The 26,086-nt window shown below is 70.5% G+C and carries 28 protein-coding genes and 1 tRNA gene; 15 read left to right on the forward strand and 14 right to left on the reverse strand.

Translation table 11 applies throughout. The features are described from left to right. Window positions 1–28: 28 nt before the first annotated feature. Together DXZ73_RS22025 and DXZ73_RS22030 are read right to left on the reverse strand one after the other, a co-directional pair. Entirely contained in the window at window positions 29–1,279 is a 1,251-nt protein-coding gene (locus tag DXZ73_RS22025) for an HTTM domain-containing protein (RefSeq protein ID WP_240351437.1), read from the reverse strand. Further along, window positions 1,276–1,947 (reverse strand): DUF5819 family protein, encoded by a 672-nt coding sequence (locus DXZ73_RS22030; RefSeq protein WP_116212808.1) that lies wholly within the window; start codon window positions 1,945–1,947, stop codon window positions 1,276–1,278. Before DXZ73_RS22030 ends, DXZ73_RS22025 begins: the two co-directional genes overlap by 4 nt. Before the next feature lie 177 nt (window positions 1,948–2,124). Here DXZ73_RS22030 and paaA point away from each other — a divergent pair, with 177 nt between their 5' ends. From paaA to DXZ73_RS22060, 6 genes are all read left to right on the forward strand, one after another. Then, complete coding sequence (paaA, locus tag DXZ73_RS22035; RefSeq protein WP_116212809.1) at window positions 2,125–3,087, forward strand: 1,2-phenylacetyl-CoA epoxidase subunit PaaA; 963 nt, start codon at window positions 2,125–2,127, stop codon at window positions 3,085–3,087. Beyond that, window positions 3,084–3,371, forward strand: coding sequence for a 1,2-phenylacetyl-CoA epoxidase subunit PaaB (paaB, locus tag DXZ73_RS22040; RefSeq protein WP_116212810.1), 288 nt, complete (start codon window positions 3,084–3,086; stop codon window positions 3,369–3,371). The genes paaA and paaB overlap by 4 nt, the downstream gene beginning before the upstream one ends. Window positions 3,372–3,439: 68 nt before the next feature. After that, entirely contained in the window at window positions 3,440–4,129 is a 690-nt protein-coding gene (paaC, locus tag DXZ73_RS22045) for a 1,2-phenylacetyl-CoA epoxidase subunit PaaC (protein ID WP_240351770.1), read from the forward strand. Continuing rightward, window positions 4,123–4,632, forward strand: coding sequence for a 1,2-phenylacetyl-CoA epoxidase subunit PaaD (gene paaD, locus DXZ73_RS22050; RefSeq protein ID WP_116212812.1), 510 nt, complete (start codon window positions 4,123–4,125; stop codon window positions 4,630–4,632). Before paaC ends, paaD begins: the two co-directional genes overlap by 7 nt. Further along, a complete protein-coding gene (locus DXZ73_RS22055; RefSeq protein ID WP_116212813.1) occupies window positions 4,633–5,757 on the forward strand; it encodes a 2Fe-2S iron-sulfur cluster-binding protein in 1,125 nt (374 codons plus the stop codon). Between the two features lie 185 nt (window positions 5,758–5,942). Beyond that, window positions 5,943–7,091, forward strand: a complete 1,149-nt coding sequence (locus DXZ73_RS22060) for an acyl-CoA dehydrogenase family protein (protein WP_116212814.1) — start codon at window positions 5,943–5,945, stop codon at window positions 7,089–7,091. Window positions 7,092–7,136: 45 nt separating this feature from the next. Here the strand turns inward: DXZ73_RS22060 and DXZ73_RS22065 are convergent, their stop codons facing one another. From DXZ73_RS22065 to DXZ73_RS22080, 4 genes are all read right to left on the reverse strand, one after another. Continuing rightward, complete coding sequence (locus DXZ73_RS22065) at window positions 7,137–7,484, reverse strand: rhodanese-like domain-containing protein (RefSeq protein ID WP_116212815.1); 348 nt, start codon at window positions 7,482–7,484, stop codon at window positions 7,137–7,139. A gap of 10 nt (window positions 7,485–7,494) precedes the next feature. Next, complete coding sequence (locus DXZ73_RS22070) at window positions 7,495–8,301, reverse strand: hypothetical protein (protein ID WP_116212816.1); 807 nt, start codon at window positions 8,299–8,301, stop codon at window positions 7,495–7,497. Between the two features lie 159 nt (window positions 8,302–8,460). Next, the gene (locus tag DXZ73_RS22075) at window positions 8,461–9,873 is read right to left on the reverse strand and encodes a DUF2252 domain-containing protein (RefSeq protein WP_116212817.1); all 1,413 of its coding nucleotides are present in this window, start codon (window positions 9,871–9,873) and stop codon (window positions 8,461–8,463) included. Window positions 9,874–9,973: 100 nt separating this feature from the next. Then, window positions 9,974–10,336 carry a winged helix-turn-helix transcriptional regulator gene (locus DXZ73_RS22080; RefSeq protein ID WP_116212818.1) on the reverse strand — a complete coding sequence of 121 codons (363 nt, stop codon included), beginning with the start codon at window positions 10,334–10,336 and terminating at the stop codon, window positions 9,974–9,976. Window positions 10,337–10,465: 129 nt separating this feature from the next. On the opposite strand from DXZ73_RS22080, the gene DXZ73_RS22085 reads away from it, so the two are divergent. Further along, window positions 10,466–11,116 carry an FMN-dependent NADH-azoreductase gene (locus tag DXZ73_RS22085; protein WP_116212819.1) on the forward strand — a complete coding sequence of 217 codons (651 nt, stop codon included), beginning with the start codon at window positions 10,466–10,468 and terminating at the stop codon, window positions 11,114–11,116. A gap of 270 nt (window positions 11,117–11,386) precedes the next feature. Next, a complete protein-coding gene (locus DXZ73_RS22090; protein ID WP_116212820.1) occupies window positions 11,387–11,731 on the forward strand; it encodes a helix-turn-helix domain-containing protein in 345 nt (114 codons plus the stop codon). Here the strand turns inward: DXZ73_RS22090 and DXZ73_RS22095 are convergent. Both DXZ73_RS22095 and DXZ73_RS22100 read right to left on the reverse strand, forming a co-directional pair. Beyond that, a complete protein-coding gene (locus DXZ73_RS22095) occupies window positions 11,711–12,493 on the reverse strand; it encodes a hypothetical protein (protein ID WP_162890283.1) in 783 nt (260 codons plus the stop codon). The genes DXZ73_RS22090 and DXZ73_RS22095 overlap by 21 nt on opposite strands. A 246-nt stretch (window positions 12,494–12,739) precedes the next feature. Next, window positions 12,740–12,826, reverse strand: a tRNA-Leu gene (locus DXZ73_RS22100). Between the two features lie 492 nt (window positions 12,827–13,318). Here DXZ73_RS22100 and DXZ73_RS22105 point away from each other — a divergent pair. From DXZ73_RS22105 to pknB, 6 genes are all read left to right on the forward strand, one after another. Continuing rightward, window positions 13,319–14,173 carry an FhaA domain-containing protein gene (locus DXZ73_RS22105; protein WP_116212822.1) on the forward strand — a complete coding sequence of 285 codons (855 nt, stop codon included), beginning with the start codon at window positions 13,319–13,321 and terminating at the stop codon, window positions 14,171–14,173. Window positions 14,174–14,183: 10 nt separating this feature from the next. Continuing rightward, on the forward strand, window positions 14,184–14,714 hold the full coding sequence (locus tag DXZ73_RS22110) for an FHA domain-containing protein FhaB/FipA (RefSeq protein WP_116212823.1): 531 nt from the start codon (window positions 14,184–14,186) through the stop codon (window positions 14,712–14,714). A gap of 75 nt (window positions 14,715–14,789) precedes the next feature. Next, window positions 14,790–16,313, forward strand: a complete 1,524-nt coding sequence (locus tag DXZ73_RS22115) for a PP2C family protein-serine/threonine phosphatase (RefSeq protein WP_116212824.1) — start codon at window positions 14,790–14,792, stop codon at window positions 16,311–16,313. Between the two features lie 49 nt (window positions 16,314–16,362). Beyond that, window positions 16,363–17,778: an FtsW/RodA/SpoVE family cell cycle protein gene (locus DXZ73_RS22120; RefSeq protein WP_116212825.1), complete on the forward strand. Its 1,416-nt coding sequence runs from the start codon at window positions 16,363–16,365 to the stop codon at window positions 17,776–17,778. Beyond that, entirely contained in the window at window positions 17,775–19,229 is a 1,455-nt protein-coding gene (locus tag DXZ73_RS22125) for a peptidoglycan D,D-transpeptidase FtsI family protein (RefSeq protein ID WP_116212826.1), read from the forward strand. The genes DXZ73_RS22120 and DXZ73_RS22125 overlap by 4 nt, the downstream gene beginning before the upstream one ends. A gap of 162 nt (window positions 19,230–19,391) precedes the next feature. Then, complete coding sequence (pknB, locus tag DXZ73_RS22130; RefSeq protein ID WP_116212827.1) at window positions 19,392–21,416, forward strand: Stk1 family PASTA domain-containing Ser/Thr kinase; 2,025 nt, start codon at window positions 19,392–19,394, stop codon at window positions 21,414–21,416. 82 nt (window positions 21,417–21,498) lie between these two features. Here the strand turns inward: pknB and DXZ73_RS22135 are convergent, their stop codons facing one another. The 6 genes from DXZ73_RS22135 to DXZ73_RS22155 all read right to left on the reverse strand — a co-directional run bounded on the left by DXZ73_RS22135 (window position 21,499) and on the right by DXZ73_RS22155 (window position 25,652). Beyond that, entirely contained in the window at window positions 21,499–22,251 is a 753-nt protein-coding gene (locus DXZ73_RS22135) for a class E sortase (RefSeq protein WP_116215766.1), read from the reverse strand. A 5-nt stretch (window positions 22,252–22,256) separates the two neighbouring features. Then, window positions 22,257–23,180, reverse strand: coding sequence for a class E sortase (locus tag DXZ73_RS22140; protein WP_425315854.1), 924 nt, complete (start codon window positions 23,178–23,180; stop codon window positions 22,257–22,259). Further along, window positions 23,177–23,815: an aminodeoxychorismate/anthranilate synthase component II gene (locus DXZ73_RS22145; protein ID WP_116212828.1), complete on the reverse strand. Its 639-nt coding sequence runs from the start codon at window positions 23,813–23,815 to the stop codon at window positions 23,177–23,179. Before DXZ73_RS22145 ends, DXZ73_RS22140 begins: the two co-directional genes overlap by 4 nt. Further along, a complete protein-coding gene (locus DXZ73_RS38270; protein ID WP_162890284.1) occupies window positions 23,812–23,988 on the reverse strand; it encodes a DUF4175 domain-containing protein in 177 nt (58 codons plus the stop codon). The genes DXZ73_RS22145 and DXZ73_RS38270 overlap by 4 nt, the downstream gene beginning before the upstream one ends. A gap of 82 nt (window positions 23,989–24,070) precedes the next feature. Next, complete coding sequence (locus DXZ73_RS22150; protein ID WP_116212829.1) at window positions 24,071–24,868, reverse strand: class E sortase; 798 nt, start codon at window positions 24,866–24,868, stop codon at window positions 24,071–24,073. Between the two features lie 19 nt (window positions 24,869–24,887). Then, entirely contained in the window at window positions 24,888–25,652 is a 765-nt protein-coding gene (locus DXZ73_RS22155; RefSeq protein ID WP_116212830.1) for a DUF881 domain-containing protein, read from the reverse strand. Window positions 25,653–25,796: 144 nt separating this feature from the next. On the opposite strand from DXZ73_RS22155, the gene crgA reads away from it, so the two are divergent. Next, window positions 25,797–26,054 carry a cell division protein CrgA gene (crgA, locus tag DXZ73_RS22160; RefSeq protein WP_116212831.1) on the forward strand — a complete coding sequence of 86 codons (258 nt, stop codon included), beginning with the start codon at window positions 25,797–25,799 and terminating at the stop codon, window positions 26,052–26,054. The last annotated feature ends 32 nt before the right edge of the window (window positions 26,055–26,086 follow it).

Raw genomic sequence — 26,086 nt, forward strand, 5'->3', positions numbered from 1 at the left:
GGTCCCGCCCCGGGCGAGCCGCCCCGGCTCAGCCCACGAGGCTGCGGGGAGCGGCGTCGCCCTCACGCTGCGCCGGGACCGTGGCCGTACGGGCGGGCAGCAGCCGGTCGCGCGCACGGCCGGTGACGGCGCCCACGCGGCGCAGGAAGGAGGTGGGCAGGAAGACCGCGTCCGCCACGATCATCGCCAGGGAGAAGAACGGCAGTCCGAGGGTGACAGCGATGCCGAGGTGCTCGCACATCATCACGGCCAGCAGGACGTTCTTGGCCCGCCGGTTCAGCAGGGTGAAGGGGAACGCGACCTGCACGGCCACCGTGCCGTAGCTGAGCAGCAGCACGATGACGCTGTTGCCCGCGAGGACGTGGGAGAGCTCGGGCCAGGGCGAGAAGTAGTCGAGGTGCAGCGGGTAGTAGAGCGCCGTGCCGTCCTGCCAGCGCGAGCCCTGGATCTTGTACCAGCCCGCCGTGGCGTAGATCAGGCAGACCTCCACCATGATGACCAGCAGCGACGCGTTGTGCGCCAGGTTGGCGAACGCATCCAGGACGGTGCGCGGCTCCCCGGGGGCGTAGCGCCGCACGCACCACCACAGGCCCTGTACGAACCACAGCCCCCAGAGAGCCGAGGCCCAGCCGAGGCCCGGAAGCGGGCCGTCGGCCGTCCAGGACATCCGGTCGTGCCCGAGGACCTGTGTGACGGCCAGCGCGAGGCCGCAGGCGGCCCACAGCAGGACGCCGGTGGCGTCCAGGTCGTCACGGCCGCTCCGGCCCTCGACGCCGTGCTCGTCGGCCGCCGCGGTCCGCTGCCGGAGCCGGGCGCGCCGGGCGTCGAGGGACCACACCAGTCCGCAGCGCGTGAGGACGGTGTAGAGGGCCAGCAGGTGGATGACGTTGTCGCCGCCGTCGCCGAGGAAGACGCTGCGGTTCTGGAGCGACAGCACCCCGATCATGAACAGCACGGACATGGTCCGCGTCCGCCACCCGAGCATCAGCAGGGCGCTGGAGACGAGGGCGACGGCGTAGACGGTCTCGAACCAAAGAGCGCTGTCGGACCAGACGAGAGCGGTGAAGGCGTGGTTGTCGGCGGTCAGCCGGCGCGCCATGTCCCAGCTCCACGGGCCGTCGGGCCCGTACATCTCATGGCGGTTGGGCCACTCGCGGAGCAGGAAGCACAGCCACGCGAAGGAAATGCCGATCCGGATCACGGCCGTCTGGTAGCGGCCGAGGGGGGACCGGGTGACGCGGTCGATTCCTCGCGCGAGCGAGGCGAGAGGGGCGCTCACCGGTTCTTCGCCTCCGGAACGTCGGCGGTGGTGACCGGCCACCAGCTCAGCACGCGGTACGCCGGTTTGGTCCCGGGCTTCTCGTCGCTCCAGGGCGGCGGCGCGACCGCGCGGGTCACGGACCGCACCTGGACGCGCTCGACCGGCCGCCCGTCGCGCTCGGCGCCGAGCCGGAGCAGGACGATGCGCCGGACGTACTGCTCGGACAGGTTGCCGCGCAGGCCGTTGGGCTGTTCCCGGGCGTCGTGCGTGCTGACGTAGAAGTCCCAGGCACGCCGCACCTCGTTCTGCTGGGTGTGGCTCGGGAAGAGGTTGTGATGTATCTCGGCACCGTCCTGGGCGGAGAGGTCGATCCACGGGGTGAGCGTCGACCGGCCGTCACGTCCGCGCAGCTCGGCGCGGGCCTGGACGGCGATGTTCTGCTGGAGCGGGTTGGGGGCGAAGAGCTTCCAGTTCTGTTCGAACTCCGGGTAGATGTAGTCGCCAATGGCCGCCGCGTGCTGCTTACTGACCACATTCGGCGGCGCCACATGCAGGAACACCATCGTCAGGTGCACAGCGGCGGCCACCGTCACGACGGCGACGCCCAGGGCGACGGCGATGCGCGCGGGCAAGGACAGTCCGTCGCCGGAACCGGCCCGCTCGTCGTGCTCGTCATCCGTCTCCATGTCCCGCCCCGATCCCGCGCGCTGCCTGTTGTCGTGCACCCGAACCGTACCCAGGCCGCCCCACCGGGCCCAGCGCGCAGGGGTTATCCACAGGCTTGACACCTCCGGATCCGGCGGCCCACCATTGAACCGAACGATCGGTCGGTCGGGAGTTCAGGGAAGGGCAGGGGGCATGTCATGACGACGACGGCGCCGGACGCACGGACCTACGAGGCGGTCTTCGACGCCACGGTGGCCGCCGACGAGCGCATCGAGCCACGCGACTGGATGCCGGACGCCTATCGCGCCTCGCTCGTCCGGCAGATCGCACAGCACGCCCACTCGGAGATCATCGGCATGCAGCCCGAGGCCAACTGGATCACTCGGGCGCCCTCGCTGCGCCGCAAGGCCATCCTGATGGCCAAGGTGCAGGACGAGGCGGGCCACGGCCTCTATCTCTACAGCGCCGCCGAGACCCTGGGCACCGGCCGCGACGAGCTCCTAGACAAGCTGCACTCAGGCCGCCAGAAATATTCGTCGATCTTCAACTACCCCACGCTGACCTGGGCGGACGTGGGAGCCATCGGCTGGCTCGTGGACGGCGCGGCCATCACCAACCAGGTCCCGCTGTGCCGCTGTTCCTACGGGCCCTACGCCCGCGCCATGGTCCGCATCTGCAAGGAGGAGTCCTTCCACCAGCGCCAGGGCTACGAGCTGCTGCTGACCCTGAGCCGCGGCACCGAGGCACAGCACGCCATGGCGCAGGACGCCGTGGACCGCTGGTGGTGGCCGTCCCTGATGATGTTCGGCCCCCCGGACGACGAATCCGCCCATTCGGCCCAGTCCATGGCCTGGAAGATCAAGCGCCATTCGAACGACGAGCTGCGCCAGCGGTTCGTGGACATCTGCGTCCCCCAGGCCGAGTCGCTCGGCCTGGCCCTCCCCGACCCCGGCCTCCGGTGGAACGAGGAGCGCGGCCACCACGACTTCGGCGCCATCGACTGGGACGAGTTCCACGAGGTGCTGCGCGGCAACGGCCCGTGCAACGAAGAGCGGATCAGCCGGCGGAGGCAGGCGCACGAGGAAGGCGCATGGGTGCGCGAGGCCGCCGCCGCCCATGCCCGCAAGCACGGCGGCACACCAGGGGAGGCAAGGGCATGACCAGCGCCGATTGGCCACTGTGGGAGGTGTTCGTGCGCAGCCGGCGCGGGCTGTCGCACACCCACGCCGGAAGCCTGCACGCACCGGACGCCGCGATGGCGCTGCGCAATGCCCGGGATCTCTACACCCGGCGCTCCGAGGGCGTCTCCATCTGGGTCGTGCCCTCCGCCGACATCACCGCCTCCTCACCGGACGAGAAGGATCCCTTCTTCGAACCGGCCGCGGACAAGCCCTATCGCCACCCGACCTTCTACGACATCCCGGAGGGGGTGCGGCACCTGTGAATCCCACGCCCGCCTCCACGCAGGCACCCGCCCGCGCTTCCGTCCCCGCCGCCCCTCCCGGCGCGGCGCTGGCGCTCGGTGACGACGCCCTCGTGCTGTCCCACCGGCTGGGGGAGTGGGCCGGCCACGCGCCCGTCCTGGAGGAAGAGGTCGCCCTCGCCAACATCGCGCTGGACCTGCTCGGCCAGGCCCGCTTCCTGCTCTCGCTCGTCGGCGACGAGGACGAGCTGGCCTATCTCCGGGAGGAGCGCGCCTTCCGCAATGTCCAGCTGGTCGAGCAGCCCAACGGCGACTTCGCCCACACCATCGCCCGCCAGCTGTACTTCTCCACCTACCAGGAGCTGCTGTACGGGCAGTTGACCGCGGGGGACGGTCCCTTCGCGCCTTTGGCCGCGAAGGCGGTCAAGGAGGTCGCCTACCACCGGGACCACGCCGAGCACTGGACGCTGCGCCTCGGCGACGGCACCGAGGAGAGCCACCGGCGGATGCAGACCGCGCTCGACGCGCTGTGGCGGTTCACGGGAGAGCTGTTCGACCCCCTCGACAGGCTCGACGTCGATGTGTCCGCTCTGCGTGACGGCTGGCTGGCGCTGATCACCCGGACCGTCGGGCAGGCCACCCTGACGCTCCCCACCGGCCCGCAGTCCGGCGCCTGGACGGCCGGAGCCGGACGACAGGGCATCCACACCGAGCCGTTCGGGCGGATGCTCGCGGAGATGCAGCACCTGCACCGCAGCCACCCGGGGGCGACATGGTGACCGTACCCACCCCGGACCTCACCGCGCTGGAACAGCGCCTTCTGGAGCTGGCCGGTGCCGTGCCCGATCCGGAGCTGCCCGTGCTGACCCTGGCCGAGCTGGGCGTGCTGCGCGGCCTGCAGCTGACCGGCCCCGGGCGGGTGGAGGTGGAGCTGACCCCCACCTACACCGGATGTCCGGCGATCGAGGCGATGTCCGCGGACATAGAGCGGGTGCTGCACGGCCAGGGCATACCCGAGGTCGAGGTGCGCACGGTCCTCGCCCCGGCCTGGTCCACGGACGACATCACGGCCGAAGGGCGGCGCAAGCTGGCCGAGTTCGGGGTCGCGCCACCCCGGGTCACCGGCCCGGACGGGCCCGTCCCGGTGGCGCTCGGCATCCGCTGCCCGCACTGCGGCTCCACCGACACCACGCTGCTGAGCCGCTTCTCGTCCACCGCCTGCAAGGCTCTGCGCCGCTGCGAGGCATGCCGCGAACCGTTCGATCACTTCAAGGAGTTGTAGATGGCAGCAGCGGCCCGCCACGGCGCCTTCCACCCCTTGAGAGTGACGGCCGTCGACCCGCTCACGGACGACTCGGTCGCCCTGACCTTCGCCGTGCCCACCGAGTTGCGGGACGTCTATCGCTACGCACCGGGCCAGCACATCACCCTCCGCCGGACCGCGGAGGCCGGCGAGGTGCGGCGCACCTACTCCCTCTGCGGCCCGGCTCCGGCACCGGGCGCCGACGGAGCGGCGGAGCTGCGGGTCGGGGTGCGCCTGGTCGACGGCGGGGTGTTCTCCACCTACGCCCTGAAGGAGCTGGCGGCGGGGGACACGGTGGAGGTGATGGCACCGGCCGGCCGGTTCGTGCTGGAGCCACGCCCCGGGCACTTCGCCGCGATCGTCGGCGGCAGTGGGATCACCCCGGTCCTGTCCATCGCCTCGACCCTGCTCGCGCGGGTGCCCGATGCCCGGTTCTGTCTGATACGCAGCGACCGGACCACCGCGTCCACGATGTTCCTGGAGGAGGTCGCCGACCTCAAGGACCGCTGGCCCGACCGCTTCCAGCTGGTGCACATCCTGTCCCGTGAGGAACAGCAGGCCGGATTGCCGTCCGGGCGGCTGGACGAGGAGCGGCTGACCCGGTTGCTGCCCGCGCTGCTCCCGGTGGAGGCGATGGACGGCTGGTTCCTGTGCGGCCCCCATGGCCTGGTGCGGGAGGCCGAGCGGGCGCTCCGCGCCCTGGGAGTCGGCCGGGACCGCGTCCACCAGGAGATATTCCACGTCGACACCGCCTCCGGCACGGCCTCCGACACCGTCTCCGGCGCGACCCCGGCCGGATCCTCCACCACGGCCGCCCCCGTTCCCGCGCACAGCACCGTGACCGCGAAGCTGGACGGGCGCAGCGGCAGCTGGCCGGTGCGGGAGGGCGAGCCGCTGCTGGACGCGGTGTTGCGCAACCGCTCCGATGCCCCGTACGCGTGCAAGGGCGGTGTGTGCGGCACCTGCCGGGCCTTCCTGGTCAGGGGCGAGGTGCGGATGGACCGGAATTTCGCGCTGGAACCGGAGGAGCTGGACACCGGGTATGTGCTGGCCTGCCAGTCGCATCCGGTCACGGAGGAGGTGGAGTTGGACTTCGACCGCTGAGCTACGACGACGGTCGGGCGGACGATGGCCGGGCCGCGGCGCCGGGGCGTTCGCCGGGTGGCTTCCGGTCGATGGGCGCGTTCCGATGGATGGCCGCGTGTTCCCAATTCCTGCAACCTGTTCTACCTTGACGCTCCATCAGTTCCAGGCGTCAGTGGCAGTGCCGGTGTGCGGGAGGACGGACAGTGGACTTCACCTTCACCGAGGAACAGCAAGCCGCCGAGGAAGCGGCCAGGGCGGTCCTCTCCGGGGTCTCCCCCGATGGCGTGCCCAGCCCGGCTCTGACCAGGGGGGCGGTGGCCGAGGACTTCGACCGGGCGCTGTGGGCATCGCTCGCGGACGCAGACCTGCTGAGCCTGTTCATCGCCCCCGAGCACGGCGGCGCGGGGCTCGGTCCCATCGCGCTGTGCCTGGTGCTGCGCGAGGCGGGGCAGGTGCTGGCCCGCGTACCCCTGCTGGAGTCCAGTGCGGCCGCCGCCGTCCTGAGCAGCCACGGCGGCCGGGCGGTGGCCGGGCTGCTGCCCCTGGTGGGGCGGGGTGAGCTCGTCATCACCGTGGCGTCCAGCGGCCGTACGGGACACGACCCGGCCGAACTCGCCGTCACTGCCCGGGAGATGACCGCTTCCGGTACGGAAGGCCCCGGCTGGGTTCTCGACGGGATGCAGACGGCCGTGCCCTGGGCGCAGAGCGCGGATCGCGTTCTGCTGCCCGCCCGCACCGGCGAGGGGCGCACCGTGCTCGCCCTCGTTCCGCGCGACCGCACCGGGGTCACCCTGGCCGACCAGGTCTCCACCAACGGCGAGCGCTACGCACAGGTCGGCTTCGACTCCGTACGGCTGGGCGGCGACGAGGTGATCACCGCCGAGGGCGCGTGGGAGCGGCTACGGGGGCTGCTCACCGTGGGCACGAGCGCGCTCGCGCTCGGAGTGGGTACGGCTGTAGCACGCACGACCAGCGCATACGCCTCGAAGCGCGAGCAGTTCGGCTTTCCGATCGCCACATTCCAGGCCGTCGCCGTACAGGCAGCGGACCGGTACATCGACCTGCGCGCGATGGAGGCCACGCTCTGGCAGGCGGCCTGGCGCATGGAGTCGGGAGCCGCCGGGGAGCTCCCGGTCGACGCGGACATCGCCGTCGCGAAGATCTGGGCCGCGGAGGGCGTGCGCCGCGTCGTCCAGACCGCGCAGCATCTGCACGGCGGCTTCGGCGCGGACACCGGCTATTCCCTGCACCGGTACCACGCGTGGGCCAAGCAGTTGGAGCTCTCGCTCGGCCCGGCGGCGGCCCATGAGGAGGCCCTGGGCGACCTGCTGGCCGCCCATCCCGTCGACTGACCGCCACGGGGCCCCGGCGAGCGGAGCGCCCCCGGACGACCGGTGCTAGATCACCGTGCCGGGCGCGCCGTTGCCGTCGACGACCGGGCGGCCCGCGGCCTCCCAGACCTGCATGCCGCCGTCGACGTTCGCCGCGTCCAGGCCCTGCTGGACGAGGTAGGCGGTGACCTGGGCGGAGCGCCCGCCCGAGCGGCAGATGACGTTGATCGTGGCGCCGTCGGGGGCCTTCTCCGTCAGCTCGCCGAAGCGGGCGACGAAGTCGCTCATCGGGATGTGGAGCGCGCCATCGGCGTGGCCCGCCGCCCACTCGTCGTCCTCACGGACGTCCAGCAGAAAGTCTTCGGACGTCAGAGCGTCGATGCCGACCGTGGGTACCCCAGAACCAAAATGCATGTCCCCGACGCTACCCGACCAGCGAGTCCAGGTGGGCCCTGCGCTCGGCGACCTGGGCGGCCAGGCCCTCGGCGATCTCCTCCAGCAGTTGGTCCGGGTCGTCCGGCGCCATCTTGATCATGGAGCCGATCGCCGAGCCCTCCAGCTCCGCGGCCACCGTCGCCAGCAGCTCCTTGCGCTGAGCCAGCCACTCCAGGCGGGCGTAGAGCTCCTCGGCGGGGCTCGGCCGCGGCTCCTCGGGCGCGGGGCCCGCGGCCCACTCCTCGGCCAGTTCCCGCAGCAGGGCCTCGGCCCCGTCCGCGTAAGCGGCGTTGACCCGCACGATGAACTCCTCGCGCCGCACGCGGTCTTCCTCGCCCTGGGCCAGGTCCGGGTGGGCCTTGCGGACGAGCTCGCGGAAGATCCGCCGGGCCTCGTCGCTCGGGCGCACCCGCTGCGGGGGCCGTACCGGCCGCTCCGTGAGCATCGCCGACGCCTCGGGCGACAGGCCCTCCGAGTCCATCCAGCCGCCGAACAGCTCCTCCACCCCGGGCAGCGGCTGCACCAGGGCGCGCGCCTCCCGGGCCCTGCGGAGGTCCTCGGCGTCGCCGCTGCGGGCCGCCACCGCCTCCGCGATCTGCGCGTCCAGCTCGTCGAGCTGCGCGTACATGGGGCCGAGCCGCTGGTGGTGCAGCCGGGAGAAGTTCTCCACTTCCACCCGGAAGGTCTCCACCGCGATCTCGAACTCGATCAGCGCTTGCTCCGCGGCGCGGACGGCTTGGGCCAGGCGCTGGGTGCCCGGCTCCTCGGCGTGGAGATTCTCGGCTTCCGGATTCATCACTCGCCCAGCGTACGGTTCCCCCACGGCCTCCGGATCCCCCCGAGCCCCGGCCACCCCGCTGTCCTCAACCACCGCGGGCCCGATCCGGCCCCCGATCCCGGACCCGGCTTCGCCCCCGACCGTCGTACGGGCTCGGATCAGCGCCCCGGACCCCGTCTACACACCCATCTCCGCCGCCACTCTGCCGCGCCGGACCGCCGTCACGAGATCCGCGTGGTCCGCCTCCGTGCGGTCCGCGTAGGTCACCGCGAAGGCGGCGATCGCCTCGTCCAGCTCGGCCGACTTGCCGCAGTAGCCCGCTATGAGCCGGGGGTCCGCGCTGTGCGCGTGGGCCCGCGCGAGGAGCGCGCCCGTCATCCGGCCGTAGTCGTCGAGCTCACCGGGGGCCAGGGCCGCCGGGTCGACGCTGCCCTTGCGGTTGCGGAACTGCCGCACCTGATACGGCCTGCCGTCGACCGTCGCCCACCCGAGCAGCACGTCGCTGACCACCTGCATCCGCTTCTGCCCCAGCACCACCCGCCGGCCTTCGTGCCCCGCCGCGGGGGAGCCGGGCGCGAACCCGGCCTTCTCCGCGTACGGCAGGAGCACGGAGGGCCGGGCCTCCTTCACCTGGAGGACGAGCGGCTCCCCCCGGTGGTCGAGCAGCAGCACCACGTAGGACCGCAGCCCCACGCTCCCCGTGCCCACCACCCGGAACGCCACGTCCTGCACTTCGTACCGCGCCAGCAGCGGCAGCAGTTCCTCCGGCAGGGTCCCCAGATAGTCGCCCAGGGAAAGGGCGACAGCCGCCGCCTCTCCGGCCGGCACCCGTCGCAGCACGGGCGGCGCGTCCAGGAAGCGCCGGCCCCCGTCCGCGGCCTCCTCGGTCGCCTTCGCCGCGAAACGGGCGCTGGTGTTCCGCCGGGCCTTCGCCGCGACCCGCTCCAGGGTGCCCAGCAGCGCCCGCGCGTCGGCGTGCGCGACGAGCTCCTCGTCGGCGATGGCGTTCCACGCGTCGGCGGCGGGCAGCTTGGCCAGCAGGCGCATCGTGTGCCGGTAAGCGCCCGCCGCGTCCCGCGCCGCCGCCCGGCAGGTGTCCTCGTCGGCGCCCGCCTCCCGCCCGGCCAGCACCAAGGAGACGGCGAGCCGCTTCACGTCCCACTCCCACGGCCCGTGCAGGGTCTCGTCGAAGTCGTTGACGTCGATGACGAGTCCGCCCCGCGCGTCGCCGTAGAGGCCGAAGTTGGCGGCGTGGGCGTCACCGCATATCTGCGCGCCGACGCCCGTCACGGCCGTACGCACCAGGTCGTGCCCCATCAGCCCGGCCGAGCCGCGCAGGAAGGCGAAGGGGGAGGCGGCCATCCGGCCGACCCGGATCGGCGTCAGCTCGGGAAGCCGGCCCGCGTTCGACGCCTCGACCGTCTCCACGGCCCCGGGGCGCCCGGCGTCAGCGGTCCACTCGGCGTGCGAGGAGCGGGGCACGCGCGCCCGCAGCGCCTTGCCCCCGGCCTTCGGCGGACCCGGCCGCCTGCCCGTCCCCGTCCCTCCGGCCGGCTCCGCGAACCCCGGCACGTACGGCAGTCGCGACACAGCGCGCCCCCTCCCCCTTCACGCCCACTCACGCCCAACTACCCAGAACCTACCGCCCACCACTGACAACGGCCGGGCCCCATCGGCGTCGCACGCGGCCTCAGCCGAACTCCTTCGGGCACTGCGCACTGCTCTCCGGGAGGTACTTCCCGGCCCACCGCCCCAGCTCCTTGAGCGCGGGCTCCAACGCGGCGCCCGCCTCCGTCAGTTGGTACGCGACGCGCAGCGGCGGGCCCGCGTGCACTTCCCTCACGAGCAGTCCGGCGGCGGCGAGCTGGGTGAGCCGGTCCGACAGCATGCGCTCGCTGATCCCCGGGATCGCCCGCCGCAGGTCGGCGAAGTGGACCGGCCCCTGCAGCAGAGTGGCCACGATCAGACCGGTCCAGCGCTTGCCGAACAGCTCGAAGACCCGCGTCATGCCTCCGTCGACGCTCTTGCACGCCTGTCCACCGTGATCCGCCATGGGTCCAGGGTACTGCGTTCTCCACTGCCCCTATAAAAAAGTAAGCCCCTGTGTTATTAATAGCTACACACGGAACTGCACCCCGCAGATCCGCCCCGTCGGCGTCACGCCCGTCATCAGGAGATCCCCATGGCCACGCTGCTGCACCTCGACTCCTCCGCCCTCCCGCAGGGCTCCTCCTCCCGCGAGGTCACCGCCGCCTTCCGCAAGGCGTGGGAGGAGCAGCACCCCGACGGCACGGTCGTCTACCGCGACCTCGCCGCCGACCCGCTGCCGCACATCACCGCCGACGGCATCCAGGCCCTCTTCGCCGCCCCCGAGGAGCGCACGGCCGAGCAGACGGCCGCCTTCGCGCTGCGCACCGAGCTGGCCGAGGAGCTGGAGCGCGCGGACGCGGTGCTGATCGGCGCCCCCATGTACAACTTCTCGATCCCCTCCAGCCTCAAGGCGTGGCTGGACCAGGTGATCATCATGGGCCGCACGGCCGGCGTCGAGACGCCCTCGGCGGCCGGTACGCCGACGACCGTCGTCGCCTCCCGCGGCGGTTCCTACGCACCGGGTACCCCGCGCGAGGACTCCGAGTTCGTGACGACCTACCTGGAGAAGGCCCTGGGCGGCATGCTCGGCCTGGACGTCGACTTCATCGTCCCCGAGCTGACCCTGGCCCACTCCGTGCCCGCCATGGCCGCCCTGGTCGACAAGTCGGACGCCTCCCGCGCCCAGGCCCACGAGGACGCCGCCGCCAAGGGCAAGGCCCTGGCCGCACGCTTCGCGGCCTGATTCCCGGGGCATATACCGAAGACCCCCGGGGCGCCCACCCCGACAACATCTGGCCGAAATCGACCGTTCGCCGCGTCATGCCTGGTCACAAGTGACCGGGCAGACGCGACCCATGACCCTGGCGCAATCTTTAGCCGAATCCAGGCTTTTAGCTAAGCCTAAAGGTGGCATTCTCTTCTCTAGAAGAGGTTCCAGAGGTCCTCAGGCCGCCACCGGCGGCCGAGGACTCCGCCGACACCACGCTCGGCACCACGATTCTGGGGGGTAGCCATGGCCTGGCGCCACGGTACGGATCGCAGCCGCTCGGCCGATCTAGCGGGCGCCCGGGTGGCGCGCCACGCGACGGCCTCGCTCGCGGGGCTCGTCGCGGAACGGGGCATGTCCCGCAAGGAGTTGGCCGACCGCATGGGCGTCTCCCCCGGCAGGGTCAGCCAAATCCTCTCGGGCGACGAGAATCTGACGCTCCGTTCACTGGCCGCCGTCGCCGAGGCCCTTGAGGTGGGAGTGGAGGTCTGTTTCTTCGAGCAGACCGCCGCCGAGCACAGAGAGCCGGCGGAGACCGTACGACCGGGGGCCTCGGACCAGTCCCGCCCGTTAGCTCCGTCCCACCGCTGAACCGCCCACCTCGTGCCGCAGGGCGAGCAGCACCCTGTCGTCACTGCGCTTGCCGTGCGCGTGCGCCAGATCGAGCAGATACGTACAGAGGTGCTCGGCCTCGCCGAACGCCCTTCGCGTCTGCCGGATCTCCTCCCGCGTGCGTTCGCGACCCTGCTGCTGGCACAGCTTCTCGATCTTCGTCTCCATGGTGATCCACTTCTGCGCCGCGATCCGTGCGTCCCGGTGGCGCTCGTAGATCTCCCGCTTCAGATTCGTGCGGCTCCTGGCCGTACGCCCCGGCGTATCGACCCGCGTCATCAGATGCGCCCTGACCCGGTCCGCGAAGGCGTCGAGGTCCCAGCAGTCCGGGAAGCCGGCCACCATCGTGTGGCACCACTCGGCGCGGTCCGTCCGCAGGCGCAGCGCCAGGCTGTTGAGCAGCAGCGAGTCCCCCAGCGTCACGATCGCCATCAGCGGGTGCTCACCGGATTCACCCGCCTTGCGCTTGGGCACCAGCCCCAGACCGGCCACGGCACCCACCGCGGCCGGCGGCACGCTCGACGCGTGCGGCAGCAGCAGTCCGTTGGCCAGCGCGGCCATTCCGGAGGTCCAGATCACCACGGCGACCGCCGCCGCGGCCGAGCGCACCGTGCCGAGCAGCCGTCCCTCCTCACGGAAGCGCCAGACCAGACACACCCAGGTCACAGGCGCGCAGACGACGGCGGGCAGCACCCACTCCGACAGCACGGACGACTGGCCCCACGCCACAGCGTCCCCCATTCCGGTTGCAGACGAGGCTCCCCACGACACCGGACTCGACGCTCTTCACACAGAGCCCCAGCGCGATTACGGAATGATGTTCCCACTGCGACCGCTACCGTGTGCAGCGATTCCGGCCAAGACTTCGCTCAGCACGCCATGAATCCGGCCATGGTTCGAGCAAGGGCTGGACAAGATCTGGACAAAGCGAAACGGACCTCCCCGAGTGACTTACGTCACTTCGGAGAGGTCCGTTTCGATACCTCATGGTGCGCGAGGGGGGAGTTGAACCCCCACGCCCTTTCGGGCACTGGAACCTGAATCCAGCGCGTCTGCCTATTCCGCCACCCGCGCATGGGTGTTGTCTTCAGTCTTCCCGCACCGCCCTCGGACTTTTCCGTCCAGTTCTTGTGCGTTCGCCTTCCGACATCGAGAACATTAGCACGCTGTGGAGGGTGTCTTCACACTCGTTCCTGGTGGGCGGGCACGGACCGCCCGGAGCGGCATCCGAGCGGCACCTGCCGGGCGTCCGGCCGACCTCGGCCGGCCCGGGTCGCGGAACCTCGCACAGGGGAGAAGCCGGACAGAACCGGAAGCCGTCGCCCCCGCCGGAGCCCCGCCGGACCGGCAGGACCGCCGGGCACCCCACCGGTTGCGGGACACTGGCTCGCAGCCGCCTCTACGATCCCTAGTGAAGGCGGCACCGGGACGCGGGTGAAGGCGACACTCGTCACTCCTGGCGCCGAAGGGGAACCAGCCGTTTTCCCGACGCGTGGATACGATCAGTAAGCAGTATCAGGAACGACACTGAGCATCAGGAACGTCACTGAGGGAAGGAGGTGCCCCGTGGGAGTACTGAAGCGCTTCGAGCAGCGACTCGAGGGTCTCGTGAACGGCACCTTCGCCAAGGTGTTCAAGTCCGAGGTGCAGCCGGTGGAGATCGCGGGCGCGCTCCAGCGCGAGTGCGACAACAACGCCACCATCTGGAACCGCGACCGCACCGTCGTCCCCAACGACTTCATCGTGGAGCTGAGCGCCCCGGACTTCGAGCGCCTCAGCCCGTACTCCGGTCAGCTCGGCGACGAGCTCTCCGGCATGGTCCGCGACTACGCCAAGCAGCAGCGCTACACCTTCATGGGGACCATCAAGGTCCACCTGGAGAAGGCCGACGACCTCGACACCGGGCTGTACCGGGTGCGCAGCCGCACCCTGGCCGCCAGTGAGTCGCAGGACCCGCAGGCCCAGCAGCGCCCGGCCGCGCCCCGCCCCGGCGGCAGCGGTCCCGTCACGCACGGTGCCGGCTATCCGTCGCCGCCCTCGGGACTGCCGCCCATGCCCGCGGCCCCGCCGCCCGGCGGCGGGCGACCCGCGCCGCGCACCGGAGGACCCGGCCCCGCGGCCGGTCCCGCCTCCGGTGGCCAGACCCGGCGCTGGATCGAGATCAACGGCACGCGGCACCAGATCTCACGCCCCACCCTCGTACTGGGCCGCAGTACCGAAGCGGACGTACGGATCGACGACCCCGGCGTCTCCCGCCGGCACTGCGAAATCCGGGTCGGCACCCCCGCGACGATCCAGGATCTGGGGTCGACCAACGGCATCGTGGTGGACGGACAGCACACCACGCGCGCTACGCTCCGCGACGGCTCGCGCATCGTCGTGGGCAGCACCACCATCGTTTATCGGCAAGCCGAAGGGTGAAGCGGGGGCAATGTCAGAGCTGACCCTCACGGTCATGCGGTTGGGTTTCCTCGCCGTCTTGTGGCTGTTCGTCATCGTGGCCGTTCAGGTCATCCGCAGTGACCTCTTCGGTACGCGGGTCACCCAGCGCGGCTCCCGCCGCGGCGGCTCGGAGCGGCAGACGCAGCGCGCGCAGCAGCAGACCGCACCGCCGCCACAGCGCCAGCAGCAGGGCGGCGGCCGACGTGCCGACCGCTCCCGCCGCGGCGCGCCCACCAAGCTCGTGGTCTCCGAGGGCTCCCTCACCGGCACCACGGTGGCCCTCCAGGGCCAGACCATCTCTCTCGGTCGCGCCCACGACTCCACGATCGTGCTGGACGACGACTACGCCTCCAGCAGGCATGCCAGGATCTATCCGGACCGCGACGGCCAGTGGATCGTCGAGGACCTCGGTTCGACCAACGGCACCTATCTCGACCGGACCAGGCTGACCACCCCGACCCCGATCCCGCTCGGCGCGCCGATCCGCATCGGCAAGACCGTCATCGAGCTGCGGAAGTAGTAGGACCATGACGACCGGAGGGTGGGCAGCGTGTCTGGGAAGGGGCTGTACCCGGAGCCGACGGGCGAGGTGCGCATGAGTCTGTCACTGCGTTTCGCCGCCGGATCGCACAAGGGCATGATCCGGGAGGGCAACGAGGACTCCGGTTACGCCGGCCCCCGCCTGCTCGCCATCGCCGACGGCATGGGCGGCCAGGCCGCGGGTGAGGTCGCCTCCTCCGAGGTGATCTCCACCCTGGTGACGCTCGACGACGACGTCCCCGGCTCCGACATCCTCACCTCCCTCGGCACCGCCGTGCAGCGGGCCAACGACCAGCTCCGGGTCATGGTCGAGGAGGACCCGCAGCTGGAGGGCATGGGCACCACGCTCACCGCCCTGCTGTGGACCGGCCAGCGGCTCGGCCTCGTGCACGTCGGCGACTCGCGCGCTTACCTGCTGCGCGACGGCGTGCTCACCCAGATCACGCAGGACCACACCTGGGTGCAGCGGCTCGTCGACGAGGGCCGGATCACCGAGGAAGAGGCCACCACCCACCCGCAGCGCTCCCTGCTGATGCGCGCGCTGGGCAGCGGCGACCACGTGGAGCCCGACCTCTCCATCCGGGAGGTCCGGGCCGGGGACCGCTATCTCATCTGCTCCGACGGTCTGTCCGGCGTCGTCAGCCACCAGACGATGGAGGAGACCCTCGCCAGCTACCAGGGTCCGCACGAGACGATCCAGGAGCTGATCCAGCTCGCGCTGCGCGGCGGCGGTCCCGACAACATCACCTGCATCGTCGCCGACGTCCTCGACGTCGACGGCGGCGACACCCTGGCGGGCCAGCTCAACGACACCCCGGTGATCGTCGGCGCGGTGGCCGAGAACCAGCTCCAGCTGGGCGACGACGGCGCCCTGCACACCCCGGCCGGGCGGGCCGCCGAGCACGCCCGCGCCAATCGGCCCGTACCCCCGCAGGGCGGCGGCTTCGGCCCGCCCGGCAGCGGTGACGCGGGCATGGGCGGCACCCCGGACGGCTCCTTCGGCGCCTTCATGGACGAGGAGTACGTCAAGCCCGCCCGCCGCGGGAAGTGGATCAAGCGGTCCCTCATCGTGGCCGTGGTGCTCGGCGTCGTCGCCGGGGGGCTCTACGGCGGCTACAGCTGGACCCAGACGCAGTACTACGTGGGCGCCAAGGACAACGACCACGTGGCCGTCTACCAGGGCATCAACCAGAACCTGGCCTGGGTCAGCCTCAGCAAGCTGTATCAGGACCACCCCGAGATCGAACTCAAGTACCTCCCGGTCGACCAGCGCGGCCGCGTCCAGGACACCATCGCGCTCGACAGCCGCGACAAGGCCGTGCAGAAGGTCAAGGACCTCGGCATGCTCGCAGGCGCGTGCAAGAAGGAGGACGAGCGGCACAAGGCCGAGCAGCAGGCGCGCGAGAAGGAGAAGCAGAGCGGCGAGCGGGCCGGTGGCGCCGTGGGCGAGGCCGCCAAGGACCCCAAGTCCGACGCCAAGCCGAACTCCGTCCAGGCCACCCCCACGGCGCCCGCGCCCGGTCCCACCCTCAGCGAGGAAGAGCAGAAGTTGGTCCCGCAGTGCAGCACTCAGCAGTGAAGCCGTAGGGGGCCATCAACTCATGTCAGCCATGCCATCCATGCCATCAATGCCGGGTTTCGCCAACACCACCACGATCAGCACGGTGGGCCCGCCCAGCCGGCGCAACACCGAGCTGGCACTGCTCGCCTTCGCGGTGATCATCCCGTGCTTCGCGTACGCCAACGTGGGCCTCGCCCTCAGCGGTGAGATGCCCTCGGGCATGCTCGGCTACGGCCTCGGCCTCGGTCTGCTGGCCGGCGTCGGCCACCTCGTCATCCGCAAGTTCGCCAAGTACGCGGACCCGCTGCTGCTGCCGATGGCCACGCTGCTCAACGGGCTCGGCCTCGTCCTCATCTGGCGGCTGGACCAGTCGCCGCGGCTGGCCAACCTCGCCAAGAACCAGGGCTTCAAGTACATCGCCTCGGCACCCAACCAGCTGATGTACTCGGCGCTGGGCATCGGGCTCTTCGTCGCCGTGGTGATCTTCCTCAAGGACCACCGCATCCTCCAGCGCTACACCTACATCTCCATGGCCGTCGCGCTGGCCCTGCTGATCGCCCCGGTCTTCTTCCCGGCGAAGTTCGGCGCGCGGATCTGGATCACCCTGCCGGGCCTCGGCTCGATCCAGCCGGGTGAGTTCGCGAAGATCATCCTGGCGATCTTCTTCGCCGGCTATCTGATGGTGAAACGCGACGCCCTCGCCCTGGCCAGCCGCCGCTTCATGGGGCTCTACCTGCCGCGCGGCCGTGACCTCGGTCCGATCCTGGCCGTCTGGGCGTTCAGCATCCTCATCCTCGTCTTCGAGACCGACCTCGGCACCTCGCTGCTGTTCTTCGGCATGTTCGTCGTGATGCTCTACGTCGCGACCGAGCGCACCAGCTGGATCGTCTTCGGCCTGCTGATGTCCGCGGGCGGTGCCGTCGGCGTCGCCACCTTCGAACCGCACGTCCAGGCCCGTGTGAACGCCTGGCTGGACCCGTTCGGCGGCTGGGGCAAGTCCGCGGCCAGCGAGCAGATCTCCCAGGCGCTGATGGCCTTCGGCTCCGGCGGCGTCTTCGGCTCGGGCTGGGGCCAGGGCTACTCCGACCTCATCGGCTTCGCCGCCAACTCCGACTTCATCCTCGGCACCGTCGGCGAGGAGCTCGGTCTGGCGGGCACCATGGGGATCCTGATGATCTACGCGATCATCGTGGAGCGCGGTGTGCGCACGGCTCTGGCCGCGCGCGACCCCTTCGGCAAGCTGCTCGCGTGCGGTCTGTCGGCCGCCTTCGGCATCCAGGTCTTCGTCGTCGCGGGCGGCGTCATGGGCCTCATCCCGCTGACCGGCATGACCCTGCCGTTCATGGCTGCCGGTGGCTCCTCCGTCATCGCCAACTGGGCCCTGATCGCCATCCTCATCAAGATCAGCGACACCGCGCGCCGCCCCGCGCCGGCGCCCGCTCCCTCCCCCGACGCCGAGATGACCCAGGTGGTCCGACCGTGAACAAGCCCGTGCGCCGGATCGCGATCTTCTGCGGGCTGCTCGTGCTGGCCCTGCTGCTGCGCGACAACTGGCTCCAGTTCGTCCAGGCGGACGAGCTCAAGACCAACAAGCACAACCACCGGGTCGCGATCGCCCGCTACAGCCAGCCGCGCGGCAACATCATCGTCGACGGCCAGGAAGTCACCGGCTCGGTCGAGACCAACGGCATCGACTACAAGTACAAGCGCACCTACAAGAACGGCGAGATGTGGGCGCCGGTCACCGGCTACACCTCGCAGGTCTTCGACGCCTCGCAGCTGGAGAAGCTCTACGACCGGGTCCTCACCGGCGACGACGACAAGCTGTTCTTCAACCGCACCGTCGACATGATCACGGGCAAGGGCCAGAAGGGTGGCGACGTGATCACCACCCTCAACGCCAAGGCCCAGGAGGCCGCCTTCAAGGGCCTCGGTGACAAGCGCGGCGCCGTCGCCGCCCTCGACCCGCGCACGGGCAAGATCCTGGCCCTGGCGTCCACCCCCTCGTACGACCCCTCGAAGATCGCGGGCGCGAACGACAGCGCGGCGTGGACGGCGCTGGAGAAGGACAAGAACCAGCCGATGCTCAACCGGGCGCTGCGGGCCACCTACCCGCCCGGTTCGACGTTCAAGGTCGTGACGGCAGCCGCGGCGCTGGAGAACGGGCTGTACACGGACCCGGACCAGAAGACCGACTCGCCTCTGCCGTGGAAGCTGCCGGACACGGTGACCGAGTTGGGCAACGAGAACAACATCCCCTGCAAGGACGTCTCCATGCGGGAGGCCCTGCGGATGTCCTGCAACACCGTCTTCGGCAAGATCAGCGCCGACCTCGGCAACGACAAGATGATGAAGCAGGCGCAGAAGTTCGGCTTCAACAACGAGGTCCTCACGCCCGTGCGTGCCGAGAAGAGCGTCTACCCCAAGGACAACCGGCCGCAGAACGCCATGGACGGCATCGGCCAGGCGTCCAACCGCGCCACCCCGCTCCAGATGGCCATGGTCGTCTCCGCGATCGCCAACAACGGCAAGCTCATGGAGCCGTACATGGTCGACAAGGTGCGGGCGCCCAACCTCAACGTGATCGAGACGCACCAGCCCAAGCAGATGTCGCAGGCGCTCTCCGCGCAGAACGCGCAGAAGGTCCAGTCGATGATGGAGACGGTCGTCGAGAGCGGCACCGGCAAGAGCGCCCAGATCGACGGCGTCACCGTCGGCGGCAAGACCGGTACCGCCCAGCACGGCGTCGACAACAGCGGCAAGCCGTACGCCTGGTTCATCTCCTACGCGAAGACCGACAACGGCTCGCCCGTCGCGGTCGCCGTGGTGGTCGAGGGCGACGACAAGACCGCGCGTGACGACGTCGCCGGTGGCGCGCTCGCCGCGCCGATCGCGAAGAACGTCATGGAGGCCGTGCTCAAGACGTCGAAGTGACGCCGCTCACCCCACCAGCCGTGCACCGTAGCTGACGGTACCGGTCGTGTATCAGGTGACGGTGGCGCCCGGAAGGGGCGCAGCGTGCCGGGTACGGTATGCCCGGACAGCACACCGCCGGACCCACGCCGGTGCGGTCAGGAAAACGGAAGGGCTGGAGCTATGGAAGAGCCGCGTCGCCTCGGCGGCCGGTACGAGCTGGGCTCGGTGCTCGGCCGCGGTGGCATGGCCGAGGTCTACCTCGCCCACGACACCCGGCTCGGCCGCACCGTCGCCGTGAAGACGTTGCGGGTGGACCTCGCCCGCGACCCGTCCTTCCAGGCCCGGTTCCGCCGTGAGGCCCAGTCGGCCGCCTCGCTCAACCACCCGTCGATCGTCGCCGTCTACGACACCGGCGAGGACTATGTGGACGGGGTCTCGATCCCGTACATCGTCATGGAGTACGTCGACGGGTCCACCCTGCGCGAGCTGCTGCACTCCGGCCGGAAGCTGCTGCCCGAGCGCTCGCTGGAGATGACCATCGGCGTTCTCCAGGCGCTGGAGTACTCCCACCGGGCCGGCATCGTCCACCGCGACATCAAGCCCGCGAACGTCATGCTGACGCGCACCGGCCAGGTCAAGGTGATGGACTTCGGCATCGCCCGCGCCATGGGCGACTCCGGCATGACGATGACCCAGACCGCGGCCGTGATCGGCACCGCCCAGTACCTCTCCCCGGAGCAGGCCAAGGGCGAGCAGGTCGACGCGCGGTCCGACCTCTACTCCACCGGCTGCCTGCTCTACGAGCTGCTGGCGGTGCGGCCCCCGTTCATCGGCGACTCCCCGGTGGCCGTCGCCTACCAGCACGTACGGGAAGAGCCGAACCCGCCGAGCGTCCACGACCCCGAGATCACGCCCGAGATGGACGCCATCGTCCTCAAGGCACTGGCCAAGGACCCGGACTACCGCTACCAGTCGGCCGACGAGATGCGGGCCGACATCGAGGCGGCGCTGGAGGGCCAGCCCGTGGCCGCCGCCGCGGGCGCGTACGGGCTCGGCGGCTACGGCGAGGACCAGCCGACCACCATGCTCCGCTCGCACGACCACGGCGCCGGACAGACGTCCATGCTGCCGCCGGTGCGCGACGACGACGGTGGCTACGGCGGCTACGACGACGGCAACGGCCGCAGGCGCGGCGGGGGCGGCGGCAAGAAGAGCAGCCTCTCCACGATCCTGCTGATCGTCGCGGGCATCCTGGTGCTCGTCGGCGCGATCTTCATCGGCAAGTCGCTGTTCGGCGGGAACTCCAACAGCTCCCAGGTGTCCGTGCCCAACCTCGTCGGGCAGACGCTCAAGGACGCCCAGCAACAGGGCGTCAACGGCGACTTCAAGGTCGTCCAGAGCGGCACGAAGGCCTGCGACCAGGACAAGGGCAAGATCTGCGAGCAGACCCCCAAGGACGGCGGCAAGATCGACCGGGGCGGCGAGGTCAAGGTGACCGTCTCCGAGGGCGCCGAGAAGGTCGAGGTCCCTGACGTCACGGAGAAGCAGGCCGACAAGGCCCGCCAGATCCTGGAGGACAAGGGCTTCACCGTCGACGTGAAGACGACGATCACCGACAGCGCCACCGCGGGCAGCGTCATCGACCAGGACCCCAAGGGCCTCACCAAGGCCGACAAGGGCTCCAAGGTCACCCTGACGATCGCCGGGGCCCAGCAGCCCAAGCAGGTGCCGTCCGTGGTCGGCCAGGCCTTCGACGCGGCGAGCAAGCAGCTGTCCGACCTCGGCTTCGTGGTGAACAAGCAGGAGGAGGAGTCGGACCAGGCTCCGGGCACCGTCATCCGGCAGAGCCCCGACGGCAACACCAACGCCAAGCCCGGCTCCACGGTCACCCTGACCGTCGCCAAGGCCAAGGCGAACCAGAAGGTGACCGTTCCGGCGCTGAGCAACCAGAAGCTCAAGGACGCGAAGAAGGCGCTGACGGACGCGGGCCTGAAGGTCGGCAACATCTCCGGCCCGCAGGACGACAACGCGACCGTGCTCGCCACCGCTCCGGCCGCGGGCACCCAGCTCGACAGGAACACTCCGGTCAACCTCTTCACGCTGGCGGGCGCGCCGGGCGGGGCGAACGGCGACACGGGTCAGCCCGGCGACACCGGTGGTGACACCGGCTTCATCGGCGGGTTCACGGGCGGACGCCGCCACTGACCTTCTGCCGGAGGCTGACTTCAAACTCCCCCAGCTACCCCCCAACGGGCCGGTTTTTGCCGGCCCGTACGGCGTTGTCGTTTCAGCCGCGCAGTTCCTTCGGCTTCGTCCGTGCGCTGTCGACCTTCTCCGTGTGGTCCAGCTCGGCCCAGACGATGTAGCGGTAGTCCGAGGTGTAGACCGGGGTGCAGGTCGTCAGGGTCAGATAGCGGCCCGGGGTCTTCTTGCCGGACTCCTTCGGGACCGCGTCCAGGACGTCGACGTTGTACTTCGAGGTCTGCTTGAGCTCGGCGTAGACCTTGTAGACGTACCAGACGTCGCGCGTCTCGAAGACGACGGCGTCGCCCGTCTTGATCTTGTCGATGTTGTGGAACTTCGCGCCGTGCCCGTCGCGGTGCGCGGCCAGGGTGAAGTTGCCCTGCTTGTCCCAGGGCATCGCGGCCTTCACGGGGTCGCGGTAGAAGCCGGCGACGCCCTCGTTGAGGACGTCGCTGCCGGTGCCGCTCTTGACGAGCACCTCGCCGTTCTTCATCGACGGCACGTGCAGGAAGCCGATGCCGTCCTTGGTGTCGAGGGCGCCAGGCCCGCCGGGCCTGGCCCAGTTGTCGCGCACGTGGTTGCCCTGTCGCTTCGCCTCGCGGTCGGCCAGGACGTTCGTCCACCACAGGGAGTAGACGACGAACAGGGCCATCAGCACACCCGCGGTGATCAGCAGCTCGCCGATCACTCCGACGGTGGCGGCGATCGGCCCCCGGGCGGGGACCCGCCGCCGTGGCTCGCCGTCGTCGATCCGTGCCACCGCGCCGTACCCCGTTTCGCTCCGCTGTGCAGTCAACTCGTTCACTCGACGAGGGCGTCCGGCTTGCCCTTGCTCCGGGGCCGCTCCTCGACCATCTTGCCCCAGACGATCATGCGGTACGTACTGGTGAATTCCGGCGTGCAGGTCGTCAGGGTGATGTAGCGGCCGGGCCCTGTGAAGCCCGAACCCTTGGGTACGGGTGCGATGACCGTGACATTCTCCGGAGACGTCTGTTCCAGGCGGGTGGTCATCTCATAGGTGTAGAACGCGCTCCGCGTCTCCACGACGATCTTGTCGCCGGGCTTCAGCCGGTTGACGTAACGGAACGGTTCGCCGTGGGTGTTGCGGTGTCCGGCCAGGGCGAAGTTCCCCTGCTTGTCCCAGGGCATCGCGGTCTTCAGCTGGCTGTCGCCGTAGTGGCCGACCATGCCGCGGTCCAGGACCTGGTGCTTGCCGGTGCCCTCGGCGATCGGGGCCTTCACGTCGAGCGTGGGGATGTAGATGATCGCGAAGCCCTCGCCGGGCGAGAACGCCCCGGCGTCCCGGTCGGCGCCGGCGCCCTTGTCCCAGGTCTTCTGGAGGTGTTTGGCGGCGCCGCCCGCCTGCTGGTGGGCTATCACGTTCGTCCACCACAGCTGATAGGCGACGAACAGCAGCATCAGCACGCCCGCGGTGATGAACAGCTCGCCCACCAGCCGGCTCACCAGGACGCCGAGGCTCTCCCTGGGCGCCGTGCGCGCCGCGGGCGCCGCCCGGTGGGTCCGCTGCGTTCCGTGCGCCCTGTGCGTCCTGTGGGCCTTCTGGGCCCTGTGAGCCGCCTTCCGCCGCTCGGCCCGGCCGCCGGGCCGTACCGCCTGCGCCGGAACCAGCGCGTCCACCCTGCGCAGCTCCATCGTCGCGTGGTCCTCGGGCGGCAGCGGCTGCGATACGGCCCTGGGGGCCGGTTCGGGGCGGAGCGTGGTCACGCCCCGGCCTTGCCCACCACCGGGGCGAGCCCCGCGGAGCGCTCCACCGCGTCCGCGTCACCACAGGCCACCAGCCAGTTGGCCAGCATCCGGTGGCCCCATTCGGTGAGCACCGACTCGGGGTGGAACTGGACGCCCTCGACCGGCAGGTCGCGGTGGCGCAGGCCCATCGCGATGCCCGACTCCGTCCAGGCCGTGATCTCCAGCTCGTCCGGCCAGTTCTCCCGCTCGACGGCGAGCGAGTGGTAGCGGGTGGCCGTGAAGGGCGAGGGCAGGCCCTGGAAGACCCCGCTGCCCTCGTGGGTCACCAGGGAGGTCTTGCCGTGCAGCAGCTCGGGAGCCCGGTCGACGACTCCGCCGTACGCGACAGCCATCGACTGCATGCCCAGGCACACCCCGAAGACCGGCACGCCCGTCGCGGCGCAGTGGCGCACCATGTCGATGCAGACGCCCGCCTGCTCGGGCGCGCCCGGACCGGGCGACAGGAGCACTCCGTCGAAGCCGTCCTGGGCATGGCTAAGTTCGACCTCGTCGTTGCGCAGGACCTCGCACTCGGCGCCGAGTTGGTAGAGGTACTGCACGAGGTTGAAGACGAAGCTGTCGTAGTTGTCCACGACGAGGATGCGCGCACTCACCGGTTGACCGCCATTCCGTTGTCGACCGTCACATCGTTGAACGGCAGCAGCGGTTCCGCCCAGGGGAAGACGTACTGGAAGAGGGCGTAGACGATCGCCAGCACGAGCAGCAGCGAGATCAGCGCCCGCACCCATGCGTTGCCCGGCAGATGCCGCCAGATCCAGCCGTACATGCTGTCCCCACTTGCCGATGACGTAGTTAGTCGGTTAGCGATTTTCAGCACCAGACTAAGGGGAGCGGAGGGGCCGGGTGGGTCAGCTGAGCAAAGCCCTGGGCTTGCCCTCCGTGACCGGGCGGGTGGCGTCCAGGTGGGCCCAGACGATCAGCCGGTGGCTGTGGCCCCACTCCGGTTCGCAGGTGGTGAGGGTGAGATAGCGGCCGGGCCCGCGGAAGCCGGACCCGGCGGGCACGGGGTCGATGACACCGATGTCGTCGGGGCGGGTGCGGTAGGGCGCGCCGTCGACGCGGTAGGTGAACCACGTCGTGCCGTCGGTCAGCACCACCGCGTCGCCGGAGCGCAGTTCGGGGAGGTCCTTGAAGGGGTCTCCGTAGGTGCGGCGGTGGCCGGCGACCGCGAAGTTGCCCGTCTCGCCGAGCCCCGCGGTCCGGTCGTAGTGCCCGAGGCCCCTCTTCAGCACGTCGGTGCCGGTGCCCTGGAGTACGGGCTTGGCCCAGCCGGAGCCGAGGCGGGGGATGTACATGACGGCGAAGGAGGCGCCGGGGGCGTGGGAGGGCTGCTGCGGAACCGTTTCGCCGCCGCTCTGTCGCCCTGCCTGCTGTCCCCCCGGACGTTCCGCCGGGCGCTCCCCCGGGCGGGACGTCGGCCCGCCCGTGGGTCGCCCGGCCGGCTGTCCTGCCGACTGTCCTGCGGACTGGCCGGCCGGCTGCGCCACGGTCGACCACTGTTCGTGGAGGCGGTCCACCTCGCCGTCCATCGCGCGGTCCGCCCGTACGCCGGTCCAGTAGAGGACGTAGACCACCAGCAGGACGATCAAGGTGCCGATGGTGACGCACAGCTCGCTGAGTGTCCGGACGACGAGTCTCGCTCCCATCGGCCGACCCCCTCCCGGGTTACCCCATGGGCTTGGCGTAGTGGAGATCCACTGTGCCCGAGTAGCCGGGAAGAGTCACCGCGTCGTGCTGGTCGACTTTCCAGCCGAGGCCGTACGCGGCCACGTACTGGAGGTAGTTCTGGATCGAGGGCGAGCCGTCCAGGGCCTTGCGCAGGGCGCCGCGGTCGCCGACGGCCGTCACCTTGTACGGCGGGGAGTAGACGCGGCCCTGGAGGATGAGGGTGTTGCCGACACAGCGGACGGCGCTGGTGGAGATCAGCCGCTGGTCCATGACCTGGATGCCCTTGGCGCCGCCCTGCCACAGGGCGTTGACGACGGCCTGGAGGTCCTGCTGATGGATGACCAGGTCGTTCGGCTGCGGGTCCGGGACGCCGGGGATCCGCGGGGTGGCGTTGGGCGGCGCGTCGGTGAGGGTGACCGTGAGGCCCGTGCCGTCGATCTTGCTGGTGCCCGCGTCCGCTTCCAGGTCGGCGAGCTTCTTGTTCTCCGCGGCGCTGTTGCCGCCGCCCCGCCCGGCGAGGGCGTCGACCTGCGAGCGCATGCCCGCGGCGCTGTCGTCCAGGTCGGCGTTCTTGCGGCTGCGTTCCTGGATGAGGTCCGAGAGCCGGAGCATCGAGTCGTCGGTGCGGATGTTGGTGCCGTGCGCGGTGTTGAAGCTCGTCCAGAAGATGAGGCCCGCGAGCGCGAAGACCCCGCCGGTCAGCAGCCGCACCGGCCGGAATCGCCGGGAAGGCGTGCTGGTGGAGTCCGCAGAATTGCTCAACGTACCCTTATCCTCTCCGACGCCGCGGAAGCACTACGCTAACGGACGCCCGAGGGAAGGTGGCGTTCCCGGCGCTTCCCGACTCGGCGGCCAGCCCTTGTATCCCCAGCGCGGTCACGCAGCGCATCGACAGGAGAGTTCCTCGTGCCGAAGTCACGGATCCGCAAGAAGGACGACTTCACGCCTCCGCCGGCGAAGCAGCAACAGAGCATCAAGCTGAGCAGCGGCCGCGGTTGGGTCGCCCCACTGATGCTGGCGATGTTCCTGATCGGGCTGGCGTGGATCGTCATCTTCTATGTGACCAGTGGCGATATGCCGGTCGAGTCGCTGCACAACTGGAACATCGTGGTCGGCTTCGGCTTCATCGCCGCGGGATTCGTGGTCTCCACCCAGTGGAAGTAGGGGCCTGACCGGAGCCGCGCGCAAGCCCTCCG

This window comes from Streptoverticillium olivoreticuli subsp. olivoreticuli (genome assembly GCF_003391135.1).
In the GTDB taxonomy this organism is placed as follows: Bacteria; Actinomycetota; Actinomycetes; order Streptomycetales; family Streptomycetaceae; genus Streptomyces; species Streptomyces blastmyceticus.

Bases quoted from the DNA above. Each gene is read 5' to 3' on its own strand.
- DXZ73_RS22030 (WP_116212808.1), bottom strand. From the start codon at position 1,947: ATGGAGACGGATGACGAGCACGACGAGCGGGCCGGTTCCGGCGACGGA.
- DXZ73_RS22090 (WP_116212820.1), top strand. From the start codon at position 11,387: ATGGCCTGGCGCCACGGTACGGATCGCAGCCGCTCGGCCGATCTAGCG.
- DXZ73_RS38270 (WP_162890284.1), bottom strand. From the start codon at position 23,988: ATGTACGGCTGGATCTGGCGGCATCTGCCGGGCAACGCATGGGTGCGG.
- paaB (WP_116212810.1), top strand. From the start codon at position 3,084: ATGACCAGCGCCGATTGGCCACTGTGGGAGGTGTTCGTGCGCAGCCGG.
- DXZ73_RS22095 (WP_162890283.1), bottom strand. From the start codon at position 12,493: ATGGGGGACGCTGTGGCGTGGGGCCAGTCGTCCGTGCTGTCGGAGTGG.
- DXZ73_RS22110 (WP_116212823.1), top strand. From the start codon at position 14,184: ATGTCAGAGCTGACCCTCACGGTCATGCGGTTGGGTTTCCTCGCCGTC.
- DXZ73_RS22115 (WP_116212824.1), top strand. From the start codon at position 14,790: ATGAGTCTGTCACTGCGTTTCGCCGCCGGATCGCACAAGGGCATGATC.
- paaD (WP_116212812.1), top strand. From the start codon at position 4,123: ATGGTGACCGTACCCACCCCGGACCTCACCGCGCTGGAACAGCGCCTT.
- DXZ73_RS22065 (WP_116212815.1), bottom strand. From the start codon at position 7,484: ATGCATTTTGGTTCTGGGGTACCCACGGTCGGCATCGACGCTCTGACG.
- DXZ73_RS22080 (WP_116212818.1), bottom strand. From the start codon at position 10,336: ATGGCGGATCACGGTGGACAGGCGTGCAAGAGCGTCGACGGAGGCATG.
- DXZ73_RS22070 (WP_116212816.1), bottom strand. From the start codon at position 8,301: ATGAATCCGGAAGCCGAGAATCTCCACGCCGAGGAGCCGGGCACCCAG.
- DXZ73_RS22055 (WP_116212813.1), top strand. From the start codon at position 4,633: ATGGCAGCAGCGGCCCGCCACGGCGCCTTCCACCCCTTGAGAGTGACG.
- paaA (WP_116212809.1), top strand. From the start codon at position 2,125: ATGACGACGACGGCGCCGGACGCACGGACCTACGAGGCGGTCTTCGAC.
- DXZ73_RS22085 (WP_116212819.1), top strand. From the start codon at position 10,466: ATGGCCACGCTGCTGCACCTCGACTCCTCCGCCCTCCCGCAGGGCTCC.
- pknB (WP_116212827.1), top strand. From the start codon at position 19,392: ATGGAAGAGCCGCGTCGCCTCGGCGGCCGGTACGAGCTGGGCTCGGTG.
- DXZ73_RS22120 (WP_116212825.1), top strand. From the start codon at position 16,363: ATGCCGGGTTTCGCCAACACCACCACGATCAGCACGGTGGGCCCGCCC.
- DXZ73_RS22150 (WP_116212829.1), bottom strand. From the start codon at position 24,868: ATGGGAGCGAGACTCGTCGTCCGGACACTCAGCGAGCTGTGCGTCACC.